The organism is Streptomyces sp. NPDC030222 (assembly GCF_055573115.1).
This window is the reverse complement of record NZ_JBVICA010000025.1, coordinates 74149-98298: the sequence shown is the minus strand read 5'-3', so window position 1 is coordinate 98298 and position 24150 is coordinate 74149. Positions and strand designations below refer to the sequence as shown.

The following is a 24150-nucleotide window of genomic DNA, read 5'->3' as shown; positions in this document are numbered from 1 at the left end:
CGTATGCCGGGACGGGGTCGGCTGGGGTCAGCCGACGCGCTCGACGGCGGGCTCGGCGTCGGCCGCGCCCTTCGGCTTGCGGGCCTTCATCACGGCCCAGCCGATGGCCAGCGCGACGGTCCAGGCGGCGCCGACGTACAGGCTGATGCGGGCCTCGCTGTCGAGCGCGACCATGCCGGTCACGCCGAGCAGGAACACCAGGGCGATCCAGCTGCAGACCGAGCCGCCGGGCGCCGGGAACGAGGACGCGGGCAGACGGCCGGCGTCGACGGCGCGGCGGTAGAGGATGTGGCTGACGAGGATCATCATCCAGGTCCAGATACCGGCGACGGTGGCCACCGAGGTGACGTACGCGAAGGCCTTCTCCGGAACGAGGTAGTTGAGGACGACGCCGATGCCCATGAGGGCGACGGAGACGGTGATGCCGATCGCCGGGGTCTTGCTCGCCGCGAGCTTGCCGAGGATCCGCGGGGCCTCGCCGTTGGTGGCCAGGTCGCGCAGCATGCGGCCGGTGGAGTACATACCGGAGTTGCAGGACGACAGTGCCGCGGTGAGCACGACGAAGTTGACGATGGCCGCACCGGCCGGGATGCCGATCTTGGCGAACGCGGCGACGAACGGGCTCACGCCGGGCGCGAACTCGGTCCACTTGACCACGCACAGGATGACGGTGAGTGCACCGACGTAGAAGAGGGCGATCCGCCACGGCAGCGTGTTGATGGCCTTGGGGAGGGTCTTCTCGGGGTCCTCGGACTCGCCGGCGGTGACGCCGACCAGCTCGACGGCCAGGTACGCGAACATGACGCCCTGGAGGGTCATCAGGCTGGAGCCGATGCCCTTGGGGAAGAAGCCGTCGAACGCCCACAGGTTGGAGACGGCGGCGGTGTCACCGGCGGCGCTGAAGCCGAAGGTCAGCACACCGAGACCGATGACGATCATGCCGATGAGCGCCGTCACCTTGACCATCGAGAACCAGAACTCGATCTCGCCGAAGAGCTTCACCGAGATCAGGTTGGCGACGTACAGGACGACGAGGAAGACCAGCGCCGTGACCCACTGCGGGACGGACGGGAACCAGTAGTTGACGTAGATCGCGGCGGCGGTGAGCTCCGCCATGCCGGTGACGATCCACATCAGCCAGTACGTCCAGCCCGTGACGTAGCCGAAGAACGGGCCGAGGAACTCCCGGGAGTACTCCGCGAAGGAGCCCGAGACGGGCCGGTAGAGCAGCAGTTCGCCGAGGGCCCGCATGATGAAGAAGATGATCACGCCGGCGAGGGCGTACATCAGGATGAGGCTGGGGCCCGCCTTGGCGATGTTGGCTCCGGCTCCCAGGAACAGGCCCACGCCGATGGCGCCGCCGATGGCGATCATCTGGACCTGGCGGGGGCCGAGTCCCCGCTCGTAACCCTCACCCGAGGCAGCCGCGGCCTCATTGCCGGAAGACGTGTCGTGCTTTTTGTCGACCTGCACTGAGGTCATGGTGGTGCGCCTTTCTCCATGCCGACCCGAGCCCTGCGTGGCGTCGGATCGACTGTGACGATCCTGTGGGGCGGAGCCCCGGGATGGATGGAGTGCCCCCGGCGGTCAGCCGGCCGTGGCGCCCCCGAGGACAGGGGTGGCGCCCTTCGGGTGGTCGTGAAGATTTATCACGCTGTTCACAATGATCAATTCGGGGCAATATGACAGGACTCACCGGAAGAACCGGGCAAAAAGTTCACCGAGCCGCAAAAGATGGCGACTCGGTGACAAGATCGTTATCCGGATTTGAGCGTCCGCTGAGCGAACGGAGACGAAAGGGCCGCCGACGGCCCCTCAACGGAGAGTCGGCGGCCGTCGACAGGCACATCACCAGCACACCGACAGCGCGTCGACAGCCTCTCGCCGGATCTTCGGCGGCACCACGCCGAGCAGGGGCCGAGCAGGAGACGGCCCCGAGCAGGAGGCGGAACCCCGTACGGGAAACAGGTCCCAGTCGGGAGGCGGTACGCCGGTCCGGAGGCGCGACGTCGGCGGACCGTCCACGGCAGGCCGGCGCGCCGTCCGGCGCGTCAGGGCATCAGCGTCTCGACGAGGGTCTCCTGGAGCGCGCCGAGCCAGAGGTACGCCATCACCATCGGCTTGCGCGGATCGCTGTCGGGCAGCCGGTAGAGCTCACCGCTGTCGTCGTCGTCCGTGACCTCCAGCCGGGTGCCGATGGTCAGCCGCAGGTCGTTGAGCGCGCCGAGCCAGCGGAGGCAGTCGTCGGGGCCGAGCTTGAGGACCGCGCCGCCCTCCCCCGCCGAGCGGAGGGCGTCGAGGCTGCGCACCACGACGAGGGCGTCCTCGCGCTTGCGGGCGCGCAGGTCGTTCTCGGTGTAGCGACGGAACTCCGCGGAGGCGGCCCGCTGTTCGTCGTCGGCCTCCTTCTCCGGGTCGGCGTACGCGTCGGGGAAGAGCCGGGCGAGCGCCGGGTCGGTGGGGGCCTCGCTGGGTCCTTCGGCGAACAGCGCGGCGAGCGGGTCCTCGCCCTCGGCGGGCCCGGTGCCGGGGCCGATCATCTCCAGCAGCTGGACGGCGAGGGAGCGCAGGATGGAGATCTCGACCTCGTCGAGCGCCACCGCGGCGCCACCCTCGGGCAGCGCTTCGAAACGGCCCGCCATCAGACGCGGTCCTGGGAGAGGGTCGCCCACAGTCCGTATCCGTGCATCGCCTGCACGTCGCGTTCCATCTCCTCACGAGTGCCGCTGGAGACCACGGCCCTCCCCTTGTGGTGGACGTCGAGCATCAGCTTGGTGGCCTTGTCCTTGGGATAGCCGAAATACGCCTGGAAGACATACGTCACGTAGCTCATGAGGTTGACCGGGTCGTTGTGGACGATCGTCACCCATGGCACGTCGGGTTCGGGTACGGCATAGGCCTCTTCCGCCGATTCCGGGCGGGTGATCTCAGTGGGGGCAACGCTCACTGAACCCATGCTGCCACCTCAAGGGGGCAGTCGCACAAACGGACTCACGAGAAATCGTCACTCTGACGAGTATTCGGGGTAGCATCCCCGTATGAACACTGCGGACCTTGGCCTCCCGGTGGACGTCCCGTCGACGGCCCTCTTCACCGACCAGTACGAGCTGACGATGCTCCAGGCCGCCCTGAAGACGGGCACCGCCGAACGGCGCTCGGTCTTCGAGGTCTTCACCCGGCGGCTCCCCGAAGGCCGCAGGTACGGAGTCGTGGCGGGCACCGGCCGGGTCCTGGACGCCGTGGAGAACTTCCGGTTCGACGACCGGGTGCTCGGCTTCCTGGACGAGCGCGGCATCGTCGACGCGTCCACCCTCGAATGGCTGGCCGGCTACCGGTTCTCCGGCGACATCTGGGGATACCCCGAGGGCGAGGTGTACTTCCCCGGGTCACCCGTCCTGCGCGTCGAGGGCACCTTCGCCGAGTGCGTGCTGCTGGAGACCGTGATCCTGTCGATCCTCAACCACGACTCGGCGATCGCGGCGGCCGCCTCCCGGATGGCCGCGGCGGCCGGCGGCCGGCGGCTGATCGAGATGGGCGCACGGCGCACCCACGAACTGGCCGCGGTGGCTGCGTCCCGTGCCGCCCACGTCGGCGGTTTCGACGCCACCTCGGACCTGGCGGCCGGGTTCCGCTACGGCATCCCCACCGTCGGCACCTCCGCGCACGCCTTCACCCTGCTGCACGACACCGAGCGGGACGCCTTCCAGGCACAGGTCGCGACGCTGGGCCGGGGGACGACCCTGCTCGTGGACACCTACGACGTCGCCGAGGCCGTGCGCACCGCGGTCGAGGTGGCCGGCCCGGGGCTGGGCGCGGTCCGCATCGACTCCGGGGACCTGCTGCTCGTCGCCCACCGGGTGCGGCAGCAGCTCGACGCGCTCGGCGCCACCACGACGAAGATCGTGGTCACCTCGGACCTGGACGAGTACGCGATCGCCTCGCTGGCCGCGGCACCCGTCGACGCCTACGGGGTGGGCACCCAGCTGGTCACCGGCAGCGGCCACCCGACGTGCTCGATGGTCTACAAGCTGGTCGCCCGCGCCGCGTCGGCCGACCCGGAGGCCCCGCTGGAGCCGGTCGCGAAGAAGTCCGTCGGCGGGAAGGCGTCGGTCGCCGGCCGCAAGTGGGCCGCGCGACGGCTGGACGCGGCCGGGGTGGCCGAGGCCGAGGTCATAGGCACCGGTCCGGTACCGGCCGGGCTGGCGGACCGGCAGCTGCTGGTGGAGCTGGTCAAGGGCGGCACGACCGTGGCCCGGGAGCCGCTGGACGCCGCCCGCCGGCGGCACGTCGCGGCCCGGGACGGGCTGCCGTTGTCCGCCGTGCAGCTCTCCCGCGGCGAACCGGTCATCCCGACCGAGTACGTGTGACCGAGGAGGTGTGTGGTGGCTGCTCCGGCCGCCGTCCGCGGGCCCGGCACGAAGGGGTCCGCCCTCTGCCGCAACTCCCGCCGAGTCTCTAGGCTCGACGGACACCCTCCGACCGAAGGACACCCCCCATGCACCGCGCATTGATCGTCGTCGATGTCCAGAACGACTTCTGCGAGGGCGGCAGCCTCGCGGTCGCGGGGGGTGCCGACGTCGCGGCCGCGATCACCGACCTGATCGGGCAGACGGCCCCGTGCTACCGGCACGTGGTCGCCACCCGTGACCACCACGTGGACCCGGGCGGCCACTTCTCCGAGCACCCCGACTACGTGGACTCCTGGCCGCCGCACTGCGTCGCCGGGACCGAAGGGGCGGGCTTCCACCCGAACTTCGCCCCCGCTGTCGCATCGGGCGCCATAGACGCCGTGTTCGACAAGGGTGCCCACGAGGCCGCGTACAGCGGCTTCGAGGGCCACGACGAGAACGGCACCCCGCTGGCCGACTGGCTGCGCGCCCGCAAGGTCACCGAGGTCGACGTGGTCGGCATCGCCACGGACCACTGCGTGCGCGCCACGGCCCTGGACGCGGTCCGTGAGGGCTTCACCACGCATGTGCTGCTCGACCTGACCGCCGGAGTCGCCGAGGCGACCACGGCCCGGGCCCTGGACGCGATGCGGGCGGCCGGTGTGGAGCTGTCCGGCAAGCCGGTGCTGTCGGCTGCGGAGTAGCGTCGCGGCCGGCACCGGGCCGGGCAGCCGCCGACGGGGCCGCCCGCCGCCGCCTGCCACCCGCACCCGCCGGGCGGCATCGTCAGCGGCGGAGCAGTGCGCCTATCGGGTGCCAGAGCTCCTGGGCGGCCTGCGGCGTGGTGCGCCACAGCAGGCCGTCGGGGTGGTGGAGCACCGCGGTGATCTCGTCCGGGGTCGGCGGTTCGCTGTTGCCGCGCAGATAGACGGCCCGCAGCCCCAGGTTCCGCAGCCGGGTCAGGGCCCGGGCCCGGTTCGCGGCGTGGACGAGGACACGGACCGTGTCCCCGTCGGAGGCCGGACTCGGCAGTGCGAGCGCGACCACCACGCTTCCGTTCGGAAGCTTGCTGAAACCACCACCGGGCATGCTTGCGTCTCCCCCCAGGACGTCGTGTGAGACGTCGCGTCAACAAAGACTGGTCAGACGCACCTAAACACGATCGGCCGTCGCCCGCCAGGGGGCAACGGCCGATCATGGTCTGACCTGGGGATACTCCCGTTACTTGGTCGAGCGTCCGACCTTGACGGTGATCGTCTGACCGTTCAGCGGCTGCTTCACGATCGAGATCCGGGTGTTGGTGTCAGGAACCTGGACACCCGCCTCCGGGTTCTCCTTGTACCAGTAGACGCCCTTGCGGTCGTCGAAGACCGGCGCACCGAGGTGACCCCGGACCTTGGTCGCGACGTCGGCCTTGTGCAGCGTCATGCCGCGGCTCGGGTACCAGCTGAACGGCGAGTCGTACGCCTGGATGCGGCTGCGCATCAGGGTGCCGTCCGCCCACTTCAGCGGCTTGGCGTGGGCGTCGACCGGAAGGATCAGGCCCTTGCCGGGGTGCTCGCCGACGTTGTTGTCCTTCTGCGAGGTGTCCCACAGCCAGACCAGCAGACCGGTCTGGTACGCGTAGTGCTCCACCCAGTTCGGCCGGCTGTTGGCGAAGCCGAAGTTGTACGGGCCGACCTTGAGGGTCTGGTCGTACGACACGTACTGGCGGTTCTCCGCGATGTAGTACTGCGGGTACTCGTCGGTGAAGGACTCGCCGATGCGGGAGAAGCCCTTGGCGGTCCAGCCGTTGTCGTCGCCCTCGGCGCCGTCCGAGAACAGCGCGGCACCGTCGGCGGTCACGGCGATGGCGTCGGCCGCGAAGCCCTTGCCGCCCGCGCCGCCGTCCGTCTGGTAGCGGAACCGGACGTCGATCTTCTTGCCGGCGTAGGCGTCCAGCGCGAAGACCAGCTTCTTGTAGGACTCGGAGACACCCGTCAGGGCCGGCTTGTCGCTGGCGTCACGGGTGATCGCCTTGCCGTCGGCGGTACCGTCGACCGGCGTCCAGCTGGCGCCGCCGTCGGTCGACACCTCGGTGTAGAGGTAGTCGTAGTCCGCCTCGATGTCCCACCAGCCCTGGAGCTCCAGCGACGCCTTGCTCTTGCCGGTGAGGTCGACGGACCGGGTGAGGGTGTTCTTGAGGTCGTCGCCCATGTCGCTCCACCACTGCTTGGAGCCCTCGGCGGGCTTCACGACGGCGGTGGTGACGGCCTTCTTCGGCAGATCGACGACGAGCGCCTGCGGGTTCTTGGTGTTGTACTCCGCGACGCCCAGCTTGTGCGTCGACTTCGTCGCGGCCTTGGCCTTGTCGTAGTCGAGCCAGCCCAGCTGGAGCTTGTCCCAGGCGGTCATGTCGCCCGGCAGGTCGCCGATGGAGTCCTTGCCCTCGCCCAGCCAGGAGCCGGACGACATCAGGGACCAGAAGCCGACCGAGTTCTCGCCCTTGCCCGTGGTGTCGTACAGGTCGGGCAGGCCCAGGTCGTGGCCGTACTCGTGGGCGAAGACGCCCAGGCCGCCGTTCTCGGGCTGCATGGTGTAGTCGCCGACCCAGATGCCGGTGTCGCCGATCTGGGTACCGCCGGCCTTGTTGCTCGCCGGGCCGGTCTTGCCGGCGTCGGTGCCGTACGCGTACCAGCGGTGCGCCCACAGGGCGGTCTCACCCTGGACGCCGCCGCCCGCGGACTCGTCCTCACCGGCGTGCACGATCTGGAAGTGGTCGATGTAGCCGTCGGCCTCGTTGAAGTTGCCGTCGCCGTCGAAGTCGTAGCGGTCCCACTGGTCGTACTGGGCCAGCAGCGCCTTGATCTGGGCGTCCGTCTTGCCCGCGGCCTTCTGCTGGGCGACCCACGCGGTCACACCGTCGCGGACGGTGTCCCACACGTTGGAGCAGTTGGACTGGCCGCAGTAGTTGGAGCCGTAACGGGCCTCGTTGTACTGGACCTTGACCCAGTCGGAGACCTCGCCCTCGACCGAGTAGCGGCCCGAGGACGCCTTCTCGTAGTAGGTCTTGAGCGAGTGCTCGCCCTTGCCGGTACCGAAGTACAGGTCCTGGAAGTACTTGCGGTCGTAGTCCTTGCGCCAGGCCGTGGAGTTGTCCTGCTTCCGGTCGGGCTGGGCTATCTGGTTGTGGAGCGGACCGGGGGTGCCGCCGTACTTCGGCACGGCCGGCTTGGGGCCCTCGGGACCGTCCGGGTCGAACATCGTGGTGCTGTCGACCTTGTCGCCGAACTCGACCAGGATGGTGAAGATCTTGTCGGTCTTCTCCCGGGCGAGTTCGACGTACTTGCGGTCGTCGAGCTTGACGACCTTGGAGGCGCCGCGCTTCTCGAGCTTGGCGTCGCCCGACAGCACCTGCTCCAGCGCGGCCTCGCGCTGCTGCTCCTGCTGCTTGCTGAACGGGCCTTCGAGGTCGTGCTCGACGTGGCCCTTGGCCGGCGCCGGGTCATGGCGCTGGGCGGTGGCCGGACCCTTGGGGTCGGCCTGGGCGGTGGCGAAAGCGGAAGCCGTGGCGGTCGTCGCGGCAAGGGCCACGAATACGGCGGCAGCTCTCATCGCCCTGCGATTGGTGGTCACTTGATTTGTTTCCTCCCCCGCGTGCCGCAGGCACGGACCGAAGTGTGAGGGGTTCCGGCGCGGCACGCGTATCAAGTGACGACATTCGACCTGAGTTGCGCAGGGAAAACCAGATCTTGACTTGAACAAGCCAAGTGCACTATGCGGAGGCACCCTTCTGCATTGCGGACGCGTCGCCGTCCGCGCCGTCGGTCCCGTCCTGTCCGGTGCGAGACGGAATGACTCCGTGCGCCCCCCGTGCACCGGCACCGTGGGTTAGGTCACGCTTACCAGTAGTTCCGCTCGGGCATGGACCGTCGTAGAGTTCCTCGACAGTGCGACCCGGTTGAGAGACACCCCACCCCGCTGCTTCCAGGACGGATACCGTCATGCCTCGTCCGACTGCCGCACAGCTCGTCTACGGTTCGGCGACCGTCGTCAGCTCGACCATCGCCATGCTGCTGCTCTCCCGGACCGGTTCGGGCGTGGGGGTCGCGGTCATAGCGATTGCCGCTCTCGCGCTCGGCCTCCTGGTGGCCCTCACCTTCCCGATGCCGAGGGGCGCGTCCCACGGTTCCGCGGCCGTCGCGGGTGCCGCCGCGCAGACCGTTGCGGCGGCCGTGCCGGGCGGGTCCGCCTCTCCCCTGCCGACAGCAGGAGCGAGGGTCCCCGCGGCACGGGAACCCTCGCGGATCGGCGAGCACTCAGTGTCCGGCTGAGACGACCACCGTCCTGCCGGCCTTGTCGTGCAGGCCCTGCTTGTAGGGCTTGTCGACCAGGATCATGATCAGAATGATCAGCCACCACAGGCAGGGGCAGCACAGCAGCGCGGGCAGCCACAGCACCACGGCCCGGCTCAGCGAGGAGCCCAGGTCGGGCACGCTCCCGTCGCTGAGCGTCGCCACCCGCAGGTTCAGCAGCTTCTTGCCGAGCGTCTGGCCGTTCCGGTGGACGAAGAAGGTGTCGTAGCCCACGTAGGCGACGATCGCGATGAGCGACCAGACGAACTGGCCCCCGGTGTACGTCCGGGTGAGGACCTCGCCGAAGTCCTCGTTGCGGTCCGAGGTGACCTCCACCGCGCCGCCGAACGGCAGGGAGATCAGCCACAACGGGATGACGATGATCAGGAAGTCGATGATGCGCGCCAGGACCCGTCTGCCCGGATCCGCGAGCGGCGGCATCCCGGAGAGCGGATCGGTACCCCCGTAGGGGCCGCCGCCCCCGTGGGCACTCGGGTCGTACGGCGGGGGCGGAGTGCCGTACGGCTGGTCGTAGGGCGAGCCCGGGGGCGGCGGCCCGCCGCCGGCCGGCGGGGGCTGCTCGCCCTCCGGTCTCTTACGGAGCGGGTCGTCGTCACCGGGAGGCGGACCGGGCGGTGGCTGATCGGTGCTCATGGCCGTAGTGCACCCCGCCCGCCGGGGCGTCGCAACGGCTCAGGTGCGTTCGGGGTACGCCAGGCCCGGGGACGGGCCCGAGGGGGGACCGACACCGGCCGCCGGCCGCGTCGGCGGGCAGCCGCGGGTGCCACCGTCAGGGGGCCGCCGTCAGGGAGCCGCCACGAAGGTGCGGACCGCCTTGTCGTGCCAGCACTGGCGCCAGGGCTTGTCGAACACGCACCACAGCACGTTGACCACACCCACGACGAGCAGACCCAGCACACTGTGGACCAGCCAGCGGCGCAGGGACTCCCCGAACGTCGGCGGCTCGTGCGTCTCGATGCCGCGCACCTCCACGCCGCACAGCTTCTTGCCCAGCGTGCGCCCCCACTTGGCGGTGGGCAGCACCTCGTAGAGCAGGCCGAACACCAGCAGCGCGCCCAGCACGATCGCGAGATAGGTGCCGGTCGTGCCGTCCACCAGCCAGACGGTGACGGTGCGGCCGGAGAGCTTCGCCGCCTCGATCTTCGCGTCGATGTGGTCGACGGCCTTCGTCAGGAACGGCACGGCGACCGCGCCGACGACCGCGCCCAGCACCACGCTGTCGAGCAGACGCGCCACCAGCCGCCTGCCGAGCCCGGCCGGACGGGCCGCGGCCTGGTCCCGCGCCGCCCGCAGGAACGGATCGTCGACCGGCGGCTTCCACGGCTGTACGGGCGGGGCCGCGCCCTCCGGCTGGGCCAGCCGGTGCACCTGCTGCGCCCAGGACGACGAGCCGCCGCCGACGCCGCTGGTCGTCGTCGGCTGCAGATACGGCGTGCCGGGCGCCTCCTGCCCGGGGTGTGACGGCTGTGCCTGCTGGGCGGCCTGTGCCTGCTGCGCGGCCTGGGCCTGCCGGGCCTGCTCTGCCTGCTGCGCCGCCTGGGCCTGTTGTGCCGTCTGCGCCTGCTGGGCGGCCTGTGCCTGTGGTGTCTGCCGGTCCTGGCCCGCCGCGGCCGGGGGCTCCGGCCAGGACGAGGACGCGGGGCCCGGCGCGGGTGCCTGGTGTCCGGGCGCCGGAGCAGCAGCGGTCTCCGGGGTCGAGGCACTGCCCTGGGCCTCCGGCCAGGCGGTGGGTGCCGGGCCGCCCGCCTGGGGGCGGAGGCCGGGCAGGGCCCCGCCCGTGGGGTCGGGTGCCGGTTCCCCGGTGATCGAGGGGTGCGCGGCCGCCCGCGGGTCGGCCGGCGCCTGGCCGCCGTCCGCGGGCGAACCCCAGGACACCCGCTGGTCGCGGTCCCCGCCGAAGCCGGCCTGCTGCGCCTTGTCGGCCTGCCAGGCCGACGCCGGTTCCTGGGCGGGCTCCTCGTCGAGGAACATCGGTCCGGTCTCCTCGACGGAGCCGGGCGTCCGGGCCTGCGGCACGGACGCGGCGGCGGGTCCGTACCCGCCCTGGGCGGGTACGGAGGCCGCGGGCGAACCGGGCGTCGCGGCCTCGGCGTCGGAAGGCGCCGGCCGGCTCGTACCGGGCACCCATGCGACGCCGTTCCAGTACCGGACGTATCCGGGGATGGACGGGTCGGGGTAGTAGCCCGCGCTGGGGCTGCCGTCGCCGATGGCCGGGTTGGGGGCGCTCATGCCAGTGGTCCCGTATCTGCTCGAGGGCCTCGTTCGGGGGTGAGGCATCCACATCTATCAGACCGCCGCGCGGCCCTGTGCCGGTCCTCACGCAAGGACCTCTTTCCGGTCAACGAGAAAACCACCCCCGAAGTCGCGTAATTGAGGGCGGGGACCCGCGCTCTGTCCTTGTGCGGCCCCCTCCTGGGCCTCCCCGAGGAAAGGAAACACAGCGTCATGTACACCATCGTGGAACGGGAACTGGAACTGAAGCTGGTGCTGTCACCGGAGCGAAGCATTCCGGTACCCGCGCGCCTGGTCTACCGCGCGGACGACCCCTTCGCCGTGCACATCACCTTCCACATCCACTCCGAACACCCCGTGCACTGGACGTTCGCCCGTGAGCTGCTGGTCGAAGGGGCGTTCCGGGAGTGCGGACAAGGAGACGTCCGGATCCGGCCCGCCATGGTGGACGGGCACCCGGTGATTCTGCTGGAGCTCTCCTCCCCCGACGGCGACGCGGTGCTGGAGGCACCGGCGCCGCAGGTCACGGCGTGGCTGGAACGGACGCTCCGGGTGGTACCGCCGGGCACGGAGACCGGTCATCTCGCCCTCGACGAGGGCCTGGCGGAGCTGCTCGCGCCGCTGCCCGCCGACGATCCGTGGCTGCGCGACGCATGGCCCGCGGACGAGTCCCGGGAGGGCGAGGTGTGACGGCCCCGCGCGGTCCGCGCGGGGGAGCGCGGACGGACGGCACGCCCGGGTCAGAACAGTTTGCCCGGGTTGAGGATGCCCAGGGGGTCGAAGGCCTGCTTGACCGCTCGCTGCATCTCCACGCCGACCGGCCCCAGTTCGCGGGCGAGCCAGTCCTTCTTCAGCACGCCCACGCCGTGTTCACCGGTGATCGTCCCGCCGAGGCGCAGACCGAGGGCCATGATCTCGTCGAAGGACTCGCGGGCCCGCCGCGACTCGTCCGGGTCGGCGGAGTCGAAGCAGACGACGGGGTGGGTGTTGCCGTCACCGGCGTGTGCGCAGACACCGATGACGAGGTCGTACTTCGCCGCGACGGCCGCGGTGCCCTCGAGCATGGCACCGAGCCGCGAGCGCGGTACGCACACGTCGTCGATCATCGTGGCGCTCTTGATGGTCTCCAGCGCGGGGAGAGCCATCCGGCGCGCCTGGAGCAGCATCTCGGACTCGGCCGCGTCCTCGGCCGGGACCACCTGGGTGGCTCCGGCGGCGCTGCACAGCTCCCCCACGGCCGCCAGGTCCGCGGCGGGGTCGGGGGTGTCGAACGCGGCGAGGAGCAGGGCCTCGGTGGTCTCCGGGAGGCCCATGCCGGCGAGCTTGTTGACGGCCTGGACGGTCGTACGGTCCATCAGTTCGAGCAGGGACGGCACATGCCCGCGCTCCATGATCACGCAGACCGCGTCGCAGGCCGCCGTGGCGGAGGGGAACTCGGCGACCAGGACGAGCCGCGGCGGCGGACCGGGCCTGAGGGCCAGCACGGCCCGTACGACGACGCCGAGGCTGCCCTCGGAGCCCACGAACAGCCGGGTGAGGTCGTAGCCGGCCACGCCCTTGGCGGTGCGCCGGCCGGTGCGCAGCAGCCGGCCGTCGGCGAGGACCACGTCGAGGCCGAGGACGTACTCGGCGGTGACGCCGTACTTGACGCAGCACAGCCCGCCCGAGGCGGTGCCGATGTTGCCGCCGATGGTGCACGTCTCCCAGCTGGAGGGGTCCGGCGGGTAGGAGAGCCCGTGCTCGGCGACGGCGCGCGACAGGGCGGCGTTGACGACGCCCGGCTCGACGACGGCGATCCGGTCGACGGGACTGATCTCCAGGATGCGGTCCATCTTGACGAGGGACAGCACGATGCAGCCGTCGGAGGCGTTGGCGGCCCCGGAGAGTCCCGTACGGGCCCCCTGGGGCACGACCGGGACGCGCAGGGCGGTGGCGGTGCGCATGATGTGCTGGACCTGCTCCACCGTTCGCGGCAGGGCCACCACGGCGGGGACCCCGGCCGTGCAGAAGCTCGCCATGTCGTGGGAGTAGGACGCGGTGACGTCGGGATCGGTGATCAGGGCCTCGTCCGGCAGACCCGCGCGGAGCTCTTCGAGGAGATCGTCCATGATCTCAGCGTGGCACCGGGGGCCATCGGTGTGAACCCTGACGCGTTCTCGTTCACCACCCGGTCTGTGCGCTTCGATGTGCTCTTCTGATTGACGCACAGTGAACGGCATGACGACGAGACACGGAGGGTTCGCGCACCGCTCGGTGCGGCGTGCGGTGATCCTGTGGGCGGCGGGGGCGCTGGCGCTGGCGGGCGCGGCAGTGGCCGCCACGGATCTGCTGCACGAGGATCCGCCGCCGCCCGCGCCCGGGCCGGCCGCCGGGCGGGCCCTCGCGGCGGCGAAGGCGGGCACTCCGGCCTCGCTCGCGGATCTGAACGCGCTCATCGCGGAGCGCACGACCTGGTTGCGGGACCACTCCGCGGGCCACCGGTACTGGGCCGAACTGGGCTCCGCGTATCTGGAGCGGGGGCGCCGGACCGGCGACTCCGCGGACTTCCCGCAGGCGGAGCGGGCGCTGCGCCAGTCGCTGGACGAGCGGCCGGGCGGGAACGCCAAGGCGCTGCTGGGGCTCGCCGCACTGGCCAACGCCCGCCACGACTTCGCCGGGGCCATGAAGTACGCCGAGCAGGCCCGGAAGTCCAAGCCGGGGTCGACGGCGGCCTACCGGGCGCTGGTGGAGGCGTACACCGGGCTCGGCAACTACCGGAAGGCCGCAGTGGCGTTCGACCGGCTGGTGAAGCTGGACAAGCTGGTGAAGGCGCCGTCCGGCATGGCGACGAAGTCCGTGATGCTGGACGTCTACCGGGACCGGGGCTGGCGGGAGGACGCGGCGGCCCTGGCGGCGGACACCGCGGCGGCGGCGGAATCGCCGATGCAGAAGGCGGAGGCGCTGCGCCAGGGGGCCGACCTGGCGTGGGAGCGCGGCGAGCCGGCGGAGGCACTGGGCGGATACGAGGCGGCACTGGCGCTCGATCCGCAGGCGCACCGGGCGCTGGCCGGGAAGGCGCGCGCCCTCGTGGCGCTGGAACGCACCGGAGAGGCGCTGTCGGCCCTCCGGCAGGCCGTGGAGCGGATGCCGCTGCCCGAACACGTCGTGGAGCTCGGCGAGTTGTACCAGTCGCTCGGGCTGCGGAGCGAAGCCGAGGCGCAGTACGGCAGGCTGCGGGACCGGCTGCGGCGGAACGCGGCGAACGGCGTCGAGGACGTGGTGGTGCTGGGGCTGTTCGAGGCGGACCACGGCGACTCGCAGGAGGCGGTGCGGCTGCTCGGCGAGGAGTGGAAGCGGCATCCGAACATGGACGTCACGGACGCGCTCGCCTGGGCGCTGTACCGCAACGGGGACACCGAACGGGCACTGCTGCTCTCGCGGAAGGCGACGGCGGCGGGCCGGCGCAGCGCGCCGTTCGTCTACCACCTGGCGCGCATCGAGCAGGCCCTCGGGATGGACGGGGCGGCCCGGCGGCATCTGACGGAGGCGCTGCGCATCAACCCCGACTTCTCCCCGCTGTGGGCGCCGCGGGCGCGGGAGGTGCTGGCGGAGCTGGGCGATCCGAAGCCGGGCGGTCCGGCGCAGGTGCATCCGGAGGGGTTCGTGCCGCCGCCTCCGGAGCCGAGCCCGTCCCCGAGCCCCTCGGCGCGTCCGGGGGCGGCGGGTCCCGGCGCGTCGCCGTCGCCTTCCGCGCAGGGGCCGTCGCCCCGGACGTCGTCGGGGGCGTCGTCGGAGGCATTGCCGGGGACCTCCTCAGGGGCGCGGGCCGCCGGTATGCCTGCGCCTGCCGTGGCGGAGGCCTCGCCCCTGGCGGCCGAGGGGGGCCGCCGGCCGTCGCAGGGGACGCGGGACGTGGTCCCGGAGGTGTCCGGGGAGCCGGAGGATGCGCCAGGGTCGACCGGAGGCGGTTCCCAGAGGACGTCCGCACTCCCGGGGGAACTCCCCGGGGTGTCGAGGCCGACGGGCCCCGGGCCGGGCGTACTTCGATGACGCCGCCCCTGCAGCCAGGGCGCCGGGCGGGCGGCCGCCGGCTCAGCCGTGCCGGCGTGCCCGCCGGACGCGTCGCACCGACCGGGAGACCACGAAGTACAGGATGGTGACCACAGCCCATCCGGCGAAGAACCGCAGCGCGAGCGTACGGTCGTTCTCGCTCCAGACGATCGCCGTCACGCCGGGCCCCCCGAGCCACCACGCGAGGACGAGCAGTCCGAACACCGCGGTGCCGATCTCGCCGACGAGGTCCTTGATCCAGTCAATCACCCGGTCAGCGTAGGAGTTCACCGTCCGGGACGTGCCCGCGGCCCCCTCGGATCGGTTCGAGGGGGCCCCGTGCGTACCGCTGCGCCGGCTGCCTGCGTGCCCATCGCATGCCGTGCATTGCCGTGCCTGCCGTACTGCTGTGCCGGCAGCCGGGTGTGCGGTGTGCGTCAGAGGTTTCCGCGCTTGGCCTGCTCGCGCTCGATCGCTTCGAAGAGGGCCTTGAAGTTGCCCTTGCCGAAGCCCATCGAGCCATGGCGCTCGATGAGTTCGAAGAAGACGGTCGGCCGGTCCTGGACGGGCTTGGTGAAGATCTGCAGCAGGTAGCCGTCCTCGTCGCGGTCGGCGAGGATCTTCAGCTCGCGCAGCGTGTCGATCGGCACGCGGGTGTCGCCGACCCACTCGCCGAGGGTGTCGTAGTACGAGTCCGGGGTGTCCAGGAACTGGACTCCGTGGGCGCGCATGTAGCGGACCGTCTCGACGATGTCGTTCGTGGCGAGCGCGACGTGCTGGACGCCGGGACCGCCGTAGAACTCGAGGTACTCGTCGATCTGCGACTTCTTCTTCGCGATCGCCGGCTCGTTGATCGGGAACTTCACCTTCAGGGTGCCGTCGGCGACGACCTTCGACATGAGGGCGGAGTACTCGGTGGCGATGTCGTCGCCCACGAACTCCTTCATGTTCGTGAAGCCCATGACGTCGTTGTAGAAGGCCACCCACTCGTTCATCTTGCCGAGCTCGACGTTGCCGACGCAGTGGTCGACGGCCTGGAAGGTGCGCTTGGCCGGCGGCTCGACGATCGGCCGAGCGGCGGCGAAGCCGGGCAGGTACGGGCCGTCGTAGCCGGAGCGGTCGACGAGGGTGTGGCGGGTCTTGCCGTAGGTGGCGATGGCGGCCAGGACGACGGTGCCGTTCTCGTCCTTGGCCTCGTACGGCTCCGCGATGCCGCGGGCGCCGTGCTCGATGGCGTAGGCGTAGGCGGCGCGGGCGTCCGGGACCTCGATCGCGAGGTCGACGACACCGTCGCCGTGCTCGGCGACGTGCTCGGCGAGGAACCGGCCCCATTCGGTGGAAGCCTTGATGACGGAGGTGAACACAAAGCGGGCGGAGCCGTTGGTGAGCACGTAGCTGGCGGTCTCGCGGCTGCCGTTCTCCGGTCCGGAGTAGGCGACGAGCTTCATGCCGAAGGCCGTGGAGTAATAGTGGGCGGCCTGCTTGGCGTTTCCGACAGCAAAGACGACCGCGTCCATTCCCTTGACCGGGAAGGGATCGGCCTCGCGCGCGGTGTGAGGGGCGTTGTGGATGGTCTCAGTCATGCGCTGAGCGTCCCGCCGTTCTACAGCGTGCGCAATAGTTTGTTGTTTCACTGGTCAACCTGTGCAGCGACCGGTGAGTATGTCCGGACGTTCTGTACAGGATGACCACTGGGAGGCCCGCCATGGCGATCGATCAACTGGACGGCAGGCTCATCGTCCTCCTCGCGCGGGAGCCGCGGATCGGTGTGCTGGAGGCCTCGCGCAGGCTCGGCGTGGCGCGGGGCACGGTGCAGGCGCGGCTGGACAGGCTCCAGTCGAGCGGGGTGATCCGGGGATTCGGCCCACAGGTCGACCCGGCGGCACTCGGCTACCCGGTGACGGCGTTCGCCACGCTGGAGATCAAGCAGGGCCAGGGCTCGGACGTACGGGCGCACCTGGCGACCGTGCCCGAGGTGCTGGAGCTGCACACCACCACCGGGCACGGCGACATGCTGTGCCGTCTGGTGGCCCGCTCCAACGCGGATCTCCAGCGGGTGATCGACCGCGTGGTCCGGTTCGAGGGCATCGTGCGGGCCTCCACGGCGATCGTCATGGAGAACCCGGTGCCGCTGCGGATCATCCCGCTGGTCGAGCAGGCCGCGCAGGACGCGGGCTGACCGGGAGACACCGGACCACCGGGCCGCCGGACGGGCATGCTGCGGCAGCAGGCGGGACTGCGTGGGTCCGCTGCGGGGGCACGCCGCCGCCCGGGAAGGCGTGGCATCGCCCTCGGCCGATGCACATCCACCGATGAGGCGAGGTGGGCTGCCGGAGAACGACGGGACCGCGACCCCGTCGGGCCAAGGTCTCCCAGGTGGCATGTCTCTGACCAACCGACCATCGCAGTCAAGACGAGCAGAACGCGGCCATCACCGCCTACGTCCGGCTGGCGCAATGCCCGCGCCGAACCGAAGACGACCTTCGCGCCCGACTCACCCATCCGCGCATGGACCGATTACCCGGCCAAGGCTGCGTGACGAGCCACTAGGGACGTGTTTCAGAAGTGACCTTCTGAGGTCCAGGCCCTCGTTCGTTGGTGCCGACGAGGATGAAGGTTGGCAGCTCAGCGAACGAATAGTGGGTTGCCTATTGGCGATGGTCGTGGATCCAATGACCGACATGATCACCCGGGCGCGCCCGCCGCGGCGAGACGTGCCGAACGCAAACCGCCGGCCCCGGCTGGCGCACGGTCCGGGCGAACTGCGACCGCATCGTCCCAAAGGAGACGCCAGCCGATGAACATGCCACCCTCGCCATCCGGAGCCGAGCACATAGACGGGTCGTCCGTCCGCCTGGGCGCTCTCGTCCCGCTGACGCGGCCCGGCTGGGCCGAGGCGGGCCGACACCTGCTCGCAGGACTCGACCTGGCCGTTCGCGAGGTCAACGACGCTGGCGGGATCGACGGCAGACCACTGGAGTTGGTGGTCCGGGATACCGCGGCCGATCCGGAGCGGGCAGCGGCGGCCGTGGACGAACTGGCCGGCCTGGGTGTGGCCGCCATGGCGGGCGAGTACCACAGCGTGGTCGCCCGCGCCGCCGCTGCCCGGGCCGACGCCCTCGGCGTGCCGTTCCTGTGCTCGTCCGCGGTGCTCGACGCGCTCACCGAGGAGCCGACGGAGTGGGTCGCGCGCCTGGCCCCGGCCCAGTCCCACGGCTGGCGGATCTACGCGGACTTCCTCCTCGGCGCGGGCCCGCGTCGGATCGCCGTGGTGACCCAGCCGAGCGTCTACTGGGCGTCCGGGACCCGCGTCCTGCGGGACCACCTCGCTCCCCGCGGCGGCACCGTCGTCGAACTCGACGCGAACGCGCTCACCCCCGAGGCCCTGTGCGACGCGCTCGTCGACCACGGCGCGACGGCGCTCCTCCTGCTGGTCGGCCATCCGGAGCCGGCGGTGCCGATCGTCAGGGCCGTCCGGGGCGACCGGCGGCTCGCGGAGATCCTGATCGGCGCTCCGGCCGGACAACCGGAGTTCGCCGAATGGGCCGCGGCGCTGGGCGAGGACGGCTCCGGGATCCCGTTCCTGCGCTACCTGCCCGAGCGCCTCGGTCCCCTTGGCGAACGCGTCGGGAAGGAGCTTCGCGAGCGGCTGGGCGAAGCGCCCTCCTTCGTTGCCTTCGAGGGCTGGGACACGGTCACCGTCCTCGCCTCGGTGCTGCGTTCCCACGGTACGGACCGGGCGGCCATCGCTGGGTCGTGGCCGCGCGTGGCGGTCGAGGGCACCCGCGGGCCGATCCGGTTCTCCCGCACGCCGGGCATCAGCGTTTGGCAATGGGCTTGGACACCAATCCAAGTCGTTGATCGGGACCTGGCGGAACCCGATCGCTTTCGTATCCTCCACGTCGGCTGAGAAAGCACCGAAGACCGGCTGTCCAGATCTGTCCGAACTTGAGGCTGTCTACGCGCCCATGCGGATTCTCAGCTTCGCGGCGGGAGCCACGACCGCATTCTCGGACTGTCGCGAGGCAATCGGCGTTGGCGCGTGTTCCAACCGTGCTGGTCACAGCCACTCGTTGATGGCCACGACCAGTACGGTCGCCTCGTAACGACGGCGAGTTCGTCGTACCTCGTTGCCACCGCGCGGTGGCGCTTGAGGCGATTTATTCCGCACTCCACCGCGTGGCGCTCTTTGCAGTCGGCCACAGCTTCGCCCAATGCGCATTCGTCAGATCACGCCTCCCCACGGAGTGGATCTTGACACATCAAGATCCACTTCTGAAACGCCGCCTAGCAGCTCGGGATCCTGCCGCCCTTCTGGAGTGCGCGGAGGGAGGACACCGCGTCGTCGAGCGTGGTCACGGGGATCAGCCGCAGCCCCGCGGGAAGGTCGGACTTCGCATCTGCGCACTCCGCCTTCGGGACGAGGAAGACCGTCGCTCCGTCCCGTTTCGCACCCTGCGTCTTCAGGGCGACGCCGCCCACCGCGCCCACCTTGCCGTCGGGGGTGATGGTGCCCGTACCGGCGATGGTGCGGCCGCCGGTCAGGTCACCGCCCGAGCCGTTGCCGTCGAGTTTGTCGATGATGCCGAGGGTGAAGACGAGTCCGGCGCTGGGCCCGCCGACCTCGCCGAGGCTGAGCGACACCTTGACCTTGCCCGGGTCCTCGCCGAGGTAGGCCAGGGCTGCCTGCGTCGCAACGTCCTGGGACTTCCGCATCTCGCCGAGGTTGTGCTCGCGGATCTCCTCGTCGCTGCCGCCGCTCGGATAGACCGCGTCGCGCGGCATCACCGCGCGGTCGGTCCTGAACCAGGCGTCCCACACCTCGTCGGCCCGGACGTCCTCGGACGGCCCGGTCGCCTCGATCGTGGTCATACGCAGCTGGCCGGTCGTCTCCCGGGTCGGTGCGCCGCTGACCGTGATCACCGGCTTGTCCTTGACGTCACCCAGGACGTCCGCGGTCATACCGGGCTGGGCCAGGGTGAACGGCAACGGCGCGAAGCCGGCTACGGCGAGCAGCGCGGCGACGGGCACGCCGAGGAGAGCGAGTCTGCGGAGGTGCGAGTGACCAGTGAGCACCGAGCCAATGTAACCGCCCCCGTCACCCCGCCCGCGCCCGTCCGTCCCCGTCGGACGCTCCGCAGGTCCCTTCCGGCCCGTGTCCGTGGCTCTTCCACGTCGGCTCCTGCATGTGGTGGGCGGCCGGTCACCGGAGCGCGTCGGCGACCTCCCTCGCCGCGTCGACGACGCGCGGGCCGACCCGTTCCGGTACGGCGTCGGCGAGCATCACCACACCGACGCTGCCCTCGATGCCGGTCACGCCGATCAACGGTGCGGCCGCACCGCTCGCGCCCGCCTCCAGTTCCCCGTGGGTCAGGGTGAAGCCGGTCTCGTCGAGCGCGCCCTGACGGGCCGCGAGGATCGCCTTCCCGGCGGCGCCCCGGTCCAGGGGGTGCCGGAAGCCGGCCCGGTAGGCCACGTGGTAGTCGGTCCAGGTCGGTTCGACGACGGCGACGGCCAGCGCGTCGGCCCCGTCGACGAGGGTGAGGTGGGCGGTGGCGCCTATGTCCTCGGCCAGCGACCTGAGCACCGGCAGCGCGGCCTCTCGCACCAGCGGGTGCACCTGGCGTCCCAGGCGCAGCACACCGAGCCCGACACGGGCCCGGCCTCCCAGGTCGCGACGGATCAGCGCGTGCTGCTCCAGGGTGGCCAGCAGGCGGTACACCACCGTGCGGTTCACCCCGAGCCTGTTGGACAGCTCGGTCACGGTCAGACCGTGGTCCGTGTCGGCGAGCAGTTTGAGGACTTTGAGTCCTCTGTCGAGCGTCTGAGAAGTCTCCGCAGTCACGACGCCCTCTCCTTTTGGTGGGGCGGCGGCTCTTCCCGAGGCGAATGCGACACCGGTCCCGTCGGCGTCGCCCGGAAGAGGCCACCGGCGAGCCATGGCACCGGATGCGCTCCGCGGCGGCGCTGCCACGGGGCGTTTGCATTGCGGGGGACAGTAGCGAGCGGCTCCGCTCAGCGGAAGACCTCGTCCAGAATCCGGGCGCACATAGGGGTGCATGTGGTAGTGCGCGGGGCAAACCCGGGTGAAAGGCAGCATGCCCCGGACCGCAGGTCAGCGCGCCCGGCCGGACCCGGACCCGCGATCCTGCCCGCCGCGGTTCCATGGGGTCCGCACGTGTGCCCACGGTCCGCGCCACGACAACCGCCACGACAACCGGACGAGGGCGGCACGGGGTCCGCAACGGGCCTGGGACACCGGGCGACCGCGTCCGCCGTGCGAGCGGCCCCTGCGGCTGACCCGGCCGACGAGGCTCCCCGACGCCGAGGGCCCGACGGCAGCCGTCCCGGCCGGCCGGAGCCGGCTGAGAGGGCCGCTCCGAGCCGAGGAGGCACCAGGGGGCCGACATCCGCCCGGCCGTCGCGGGACCAGGCCCCGGCGTCTCGCGGACGAGCCCGGCAGGCCCGGCCCGGCACCCATCGGCGTCAACGCACCGGCCCCGGTCCCGTCAACGCGCGGCGCACGTCAACGCATGCGCGTGGCGCACGTCAACGCATGCCCGCGGCGCATGTCAGCGCATGCGCGTGGCCCACTCCTGGACCTTCTTGATCCGCTCGCGGAGCTGGCCGGCCGTCGCCTCCGCGCTCGGCGGCCCCCCGCACACCCGGCGCAGTTCGGTGTGGATCACCCCGTGCGGCTTCCCGCTCTGGTGCACGTACGCACCGACCATCGTGTTGAGCTGCTTCCTGAGCTCCAGCAGCTCCTTGTGGGAGACCACCGGCCGCCGTTCGGCGGGCAGTTCCAGCAGGTCGGCCTCGGTGTCGGGCTTCCGGCGGCTGTGCGCGATCTGCCGTGCCTGGCGCTTCTGGAGCAGCAACTGCACCTGGTCGGGCTCCAGCAGACCGGGGATGCCGAGGTAGTCCTGCTCCTCCTCGCTGCCGGGGTGCGCCTGCATCCCGAACTCCGCGCCGTTGTACATCACGCGGTCGAACACGGCGTCGGACTCCAGTGCCTCGAACGGCAGCATGTCCTGTTCGCCGGTGTCCTCGTCCTGCTGCTTGTTCGCCTCGTCCATCTCCTTCTCGGACTCGGCGTACGGGTCCTCCTCCTCGCCGTCCTTCTTCGGCCGGTCGAGGACGTGGTCGCGCTCGACCTCCATCTCGTTGGCGAAGCCGAGCAGCATGGGGATCGTCGGCAGGAAGACCGACGCGGTCTCGCCCCGCCGCCTGGACCGCACGAAACGCCCGACGGCCTGCGCGAAGAACAGCGGCGTCGAGATCGTCGTCGCGTACACGCCCACGGCGAGGCGCGGTACGTCGACGCCCTCGGACACCATGCGGACCGCGACCATCCAGCGGTCGTCGCCGGCGCTGAACTCGTCGATCCTCTTGGAGGCTCCGGTGTCGTCGGAGAGCACCACGGTCGCACCGTGCCCGGTGATCTCCCGGATCAGCTTGGCGTAGGCCCGCGCGGAGTCCTGATCGGACGCGATGACCAGGGCCCCCGCGTCCGGGATCGACTTCCGTACCTCGGTGAGCCGTTGGTCGGCGGCGCGCAGCACATTCGGCATCCAGTCGCCGCGCGGGTCGAGGGCGGTGCGCCAGGCCTGGGAGACGGCGTCCTTGGTCATCGGCTCGCCGAGCCGTGCTTCGATCTCGTCGCCGGCCTTGGTGCGCCAGCGCATGTTGCCGCTGTACGAGAGGAAGATGACGGGCCGGACGACGCCGTCGCGGAGCGCGCTGCCGTAGCCGTAGGTGTAGTCGGCGGCCGACCGCCGGATGCCGTCGTTCCCCTCCTCGTACGTGACGAAGGGGATGGGGTTGGTGTCCGAACGGAACGGCGTGCCGGTGAGCGCGAGCCGGCGGGTGGCCGGCTCGAACGCCTCCAGGCAGGCCTCGCCCCAGGACTTGCTGTCACCGGCGTGGTGGATCTCGTCGAGGATGACGAGCGTCTTGCGCTGTTCGGAGCGGTTGCGGTGCAGCATCGGGCGTACGCCGACTCCCGCGTACGTGACGGCCACCCCGTGGTACTCGCGGCCGAGCGGGCCCGCGCTGTACTCGGGGTCGAGCCTGATGCCTATCCGGGCGGCGGCCTCCGCCCACTGCTTCTTCAGGTGCTCGGTCGGCGCGACCACGGTGACCTGCTGCACGACGTGGTGGTGCAGCAGCCACGAGGCGAGGGTGAGGGCGAAGGTCGTCTTGCCGGCGCCGGGCGTCGCGACGGCCAGGAAGTCGCGCGGCTGCTGCTGGACGTACTTCTCCATGGCGCCCTGCTGCCAGGCACGCAGCTTGCCGGCCGTGCCCCAGGGGGCGCGGCCGGGGAAGGCGGGTGAGAGGTGGTGGGAGGCGGTAGTAGTCACGGTCTCCGGTTCGGGGCTCTCGGCTGCACGGACTGGCGCAGGCACGGGCTCGCGGGCTTGCGGGAGCGCGGGCTTACGTACGACAACCGGGCCACCCTACCGGTGGCCCGGCGCGCACCAGACCGGACGAGGCCGGGGCGTCCCGCACTGCGACCGGGGTCACATCGCGTCGTGCAGCGAGCGCAGACCCCGCGCGATCTCTCCCACGTCCTCGAGGATTCCGGAGGCCACCTCGACCACGAGTCTGTATGCGGCGTCCTGGTCGACCGCGACCATCTCCGCGCCGTTGAAGTCGAGGAAGACGACCGTGCACATCCACGCCATCCGCTTGTTGCCGTCCACAAGCGGGTGGTTCACGGCGAGCGAATGGAGCAGGGCGGCGGCCTTCTCGAAGAAGTCGGGATACGCCTGCACGCCGAACGTCTGCGACTGCGGGCGATGCACGGCCGAACCGAGCAGTCCCAGGTCACGCACGGCGATCTGCTGCCCCCCACAGGCGAGGTCGGCCAGGTCCAGGACTTCCTGAACCGTCAGGTACTTCATTCACTCCCCCAGGCGCCGCAGCAGATCGGCGTGCTGCATCGCGTACTTGGCACCGAGACGGCGAACGGTCTCCCGGTCGGCCTCCTGTTCCAGGTACCGGTCGATCGCCTGAAGCACGATGGCGTGCATGCTGCGGCCCTCCTGCTCGGCACGCAGCCGGAGGGCCTCTTGCTGGTCGTCACGCAGACGGAGGTTCATGGCCATACCAGAACGGTACCGATATGGGGATCACAGTGATACCGG

At 71.0% G+C, this 24150-nt stretch carries 22 protein-coding genes; 7 read left to right on the top strand and 15 right to left on the bottom strand.

The window, feature by feature from the left end; all coding sequences use genetic code 11:
• Positions 1-27: 27 nt before the first annotated feature.
• The 3 genes from ACZ4Z5_RS28845 to clpS all read right to left on the bottom strand — a co-directional run bounded on the left by ACZ4Z5_RS28845 (position 28) and on the right by clpS (position 2956).
• Positions 28-1482, bottom strand: a complete 1455-nt coding sequence (locus ACZ4Z5_RS28845) for an amino acid permease (protein ID WP_468267963.1) — start codon at positions 1480-1482, stop codon at positions 28-30.
• A 569-nt stretch (positions 1483-2051) separates the two neighbouring features.
• Complete coding sequence (locus ACZ4Z5_RS28840; RefSeq protein WP_468267960.1) at positions 2052-2642, bottom strand: DUF2017 domain-containing protein; 591 nt, start codon at positions 2640-2642, stop codon at positions 2052-2054.
• Positions 2642-2956 (bottom strand): ATP-dependent Clp protease adapter ClpS, encoded by a 315-nt coding sequence (gene clpS / locus ACZ4Z5_RS28835; RefSeq protein ID WP_468267957.1) that lies wholly within the window; start codon positions 2954-2956, stop codon positions 2642-2644. The genes ACZ4Z5_RS28840 and clpS overlap by 1 nt, the downstream gene beginning before the upstream one ends.
• An 82-nt stretch (positions 2957-3038) precedes the next feature.
• On the opposite strand from clpS, the gene ACZ4Z5_RS28830 reads away from it, so the two are divergent.
• Both ACZ4Z5_RS28830 and ACZ4Z5_RS28825 read left to right on the top strand, forming a co-directional pair.
• The gene (locus ACZ4Z5_RS28830; RefSeq protein ID WP_468267954.1) at positions 3039-4367 is read left to right on the top strand and encodes a nicotinate phosphoribosyltransferase; all 1329 of its coding nucleotides are present in this window, start codon (positions 3039-3041) and stop codon (positions 4365-4367) included.
• 128 nt (positions 4368-4495) lie between these two features.
• Positions 4496-5092, top strand: coding sequence for an isochorismatase family protein (locus ACZ4Z5_RS28825; protein ID WP_468267951.1), 597 nt, complete (start codon positions 4496-4498; stop codon positions 5090-5092).
• An 82-nt stretch (positions 5093-5174) separates the two neighbouring features.
• Here the strand turns inward: ACZ4Z5_RS28825 and ACZ4Z5_RS28820 are convergent, their stop codons facing one another.
• Together ACZ4Z5_RS28820 and ACZ4Z5_RS28815 are read right to left on the bottom strand one after the other, a co-directional pair.
• Positions 5175-5477, bottom strand: a complete 303-nt coding sequence (locus tag ACZ4Z5_RS28820) for a hypothetical protein (RefSeq protein WP_468267948.1) — start codon at positions 5475-5477, stop codon at positions 5175-5177.
• Between the two features lie 132 nt (positions 5478-5609).
• The gene (locus tag ACZ4Z5_RS28815) at positions 5610-8003 is read right to left on the bottom strand and encodes an immune inhibitor A domain-containing protein (RefSeq protein WP_468267945.1); all 2394 of its coding nucleotides are present in this window, start codon (positions 8001-8003) and stop codon (positions 5610-5612) included.
• A gap of 368 nt (positions 8004-8371) precedes the next feature.
• Between ACZ4Z5_RS28815 and ACZ4Z5_RS28810 the strand changes: the two genes are divergently transcribed.
• Positions 8372-8701 carry a hypothetical protein gene (locus ACZ4Z5_RS28810; RefSeq protein WP_468267942.1) on the top strand — a complete coding sequence of 110 codons (330 nt, stop codon included), beginning with the start codon at positions 8372-8374 and terminating at the stop codon, positions 8699-8701.
• Here ACZ4Z5_RS28810 and ACZ4Z5_RS28805 read toward each other — a convergent pair.
• Together ACZ4Z5_RS28805 and ACZ4Z5_RS28800 are read right to left on the bottom strand one after the other, a co-directional pair.
• Positions 8687-9376: an RDD family protein gene (locus ACZ4Z5_RS28805; protein WP_468267939.1), complete on the bottom strand. Its 690-nt coding sequence runs from the start codon at positions 9374-9376 to the stop codon at positions 8687-8689. The genes ACZ4Z5_RS28810 and ACZ4Z5_RS28805 overlap by 15 nt on opposite strands.
• A gap of 150 nt (positions 9377-9526) precedes the next feature.
• Positions 9527-10972 (bottom strand): RDD family protein, encoded by a 1446-nt coding sequence (locus ACZ4Z5_RS28800; protein WP_468267936.1) that lies wholly within the window; start codon positions 10970-10972, stop codon positions 9527-9529.
• Positions 10973-11188: 216 nt separating this feature from the next.
• Here ACZ4Z5_RS28800 and ACZ4Z5_RS28795 point away from each other — a divergent pair, with 216 nt between their 5' ends.
• Positions 11189-11665, top strand: a complete 477-nt coding sequence (locus tag ACZ4Z5_RS28795) for an SsgA family sporulation/cell division regulator (RefSeq protein ID WP_468267934.1) — start codon at positions 11189-11191, stop codon at positions 11663-11665.
• Between the two features lie 50 nt (positions 11666-11715).
• On the opposite strand, the gene ACZ4Z5_RS28790 is transcribed toward ACZ4Z5_RS28795, so the two are convergent.
• A complete protein-coding gene (locus ACZ4Z5_RS28790) occupies positions 11716-13083 on the bottom strand; it encodes an FAD-binding oxidoreductase (protein ID WP_468267931.1) in 1368 nt (455 codons plus the stop codon).
• Positions 13084-13192: 109 nt separating this feature from the next.
• Here ACZ4Z5_RS28790 and ACZ4Z5_RS28785 point away from each other — a divergent pair, with 109 nt between their 5' ends.
• Positions 13193-15004: a tetratricopeptide repeat protein gene (locus tag ACZ4Z5_RS28785; protein WP_468267928.1), complete on the top strand. Its 1812-nt coding sequence runs from the start codon at positions 13193-13195 to the stop codon at positions 15002-15004.
• Positions 15005-15046: 42 nt separating this feature from the next.
• Here the strand turns inward: ACZ4Z5_RS28785 and ACZ4Z5_RS28780 are convergent, their stop codons facing one another.
• Both ACZ4Z5_RS28780 and hppD read right to left on the bottom strand, forming a co-directional pair.
• On the bottom strand, positions 15047-15274 hold the full coding sequence (locus tag ACZ4Z5_RS28780) for a hypothetical protein (protein WP_468267925.1): 228 nt from the start codon (positions 15272-15274) through the stop codon (positions 15047-15049).
• A gap of 167 nt (positions 15275-15441) precedes the next feature.
• Positions 15442-16587 carry a 4-hydroxyphenylpyruvate dioxygenase gene (gene hppD / locus ACZ4Z5_RS28775; RefSeq protein ID WP_468267922.1) on the bottom strand — a complete coding sequence of 382 codons (1146 nt, stop codon included), beginning with the start codon at positions 16585-16587 and terminating at the stop codon, positions 15442-15444.
• A 122-nt stretch (positions 16588-16709) separates the two neighbouring features.
• On the opposite strand from hppD, the gene ACZ4Z5_RS28770 reads away from it, so the two are divergent.
• Both ACZ4Z5_RS28770 and ACZ4Z5_RS28765 read left to right on the top strand, forming a co-directional pair.
• A complete protein-coding gene (locus ACZ4Z5_RS28770) occupies positions 16710-17183 on the top strand; it encodes an Lrp/AsnC family transcriptional regulator (RefSeq protein WP_468267920.1) in 474 nt (157 codons plus the stop codon).
• Positions 17184-17801: 618 nt separating this feature from the next.
• Positions 17802-18914: an ABC transporter substrate-binding protein gene (locus ACZ4Z5_RS28765; protein WP_468267917.1), complete on the top strand. Its 1113-nt coding sequence runs from the start codon at positions 17802-17804 to the stop codon at positions 18912-18914.
• Between the two features lie 377 nt (positions 18915-19291).
• On the opposite strand, the gene ACZ4Z5_RS28760 is transcribed toward ACZ4Z5_RS28765, so the two are convergent.
• From ACZ4Z5_RS28760 to ACZ4Z5_RS28740, 5 genes are all read right to left on the bottom strand, one after another.
• Positions 19292-20080 carry a S16 family serine protease gene (locus tag ACZ4Z5_RS28760; protein WP_468267913.1) on the bottom strand — a complete coding sequence of 263 codons (789 nt, stop codon included), beginning with the start codon at positions 20078-20080 and terminating at the stop codon, positions 19292-19294.
• Between the two features lie 127 nt (positions 20081-20207).
• On the bottom strand, positions 20208-20849 hold the full coding sequence (locus ACZ4Z5_RS28755) for an IclR family transcriptional regulator (protein ID WP_468267910.1): 642 nt from the start codon (positions 20847-20849) through the stop codon (positions 20208-20210).
• A gap of 727 nt (positions 20850-21576) precedes the next feature.
• Positions 21577-23364, bottom strand: coding sequence for a DEAD/DEAH box helicase (locus tag ACZ4Z5_RS28750; RefSeq protein ID WP_468267907.1), 1788 nt, complete (start codon positions 23362-23364; stop codon positions 21577-21579).
• Positions 23365-23523: 159 nt separating this feature from the next.
• Positions 23524-23907 carry a type II toxin-antitoxin system death-on-curing family toxin gene (locus tag ACZ4Z5_RS28745; protein ID WP_468267904.1) on the bottom strand — a complete coding sequence of 128 codons (384 nt, stop codon included), beginning with the start codon at positions 23905-23907 and terminating at the stop codon, positions 23524-23526.
• Entirely contained in the window at positions 23908-24105 is a 198-nt protein-coding gene (locus ACZ4Z5_RS28740; RefSeq protein ID WP_468268049.1) for a CopG family transcriptional regulator, read from the bottom strand.
• Positions 24106-24150 lie beyond the last annotated feature (45 nt).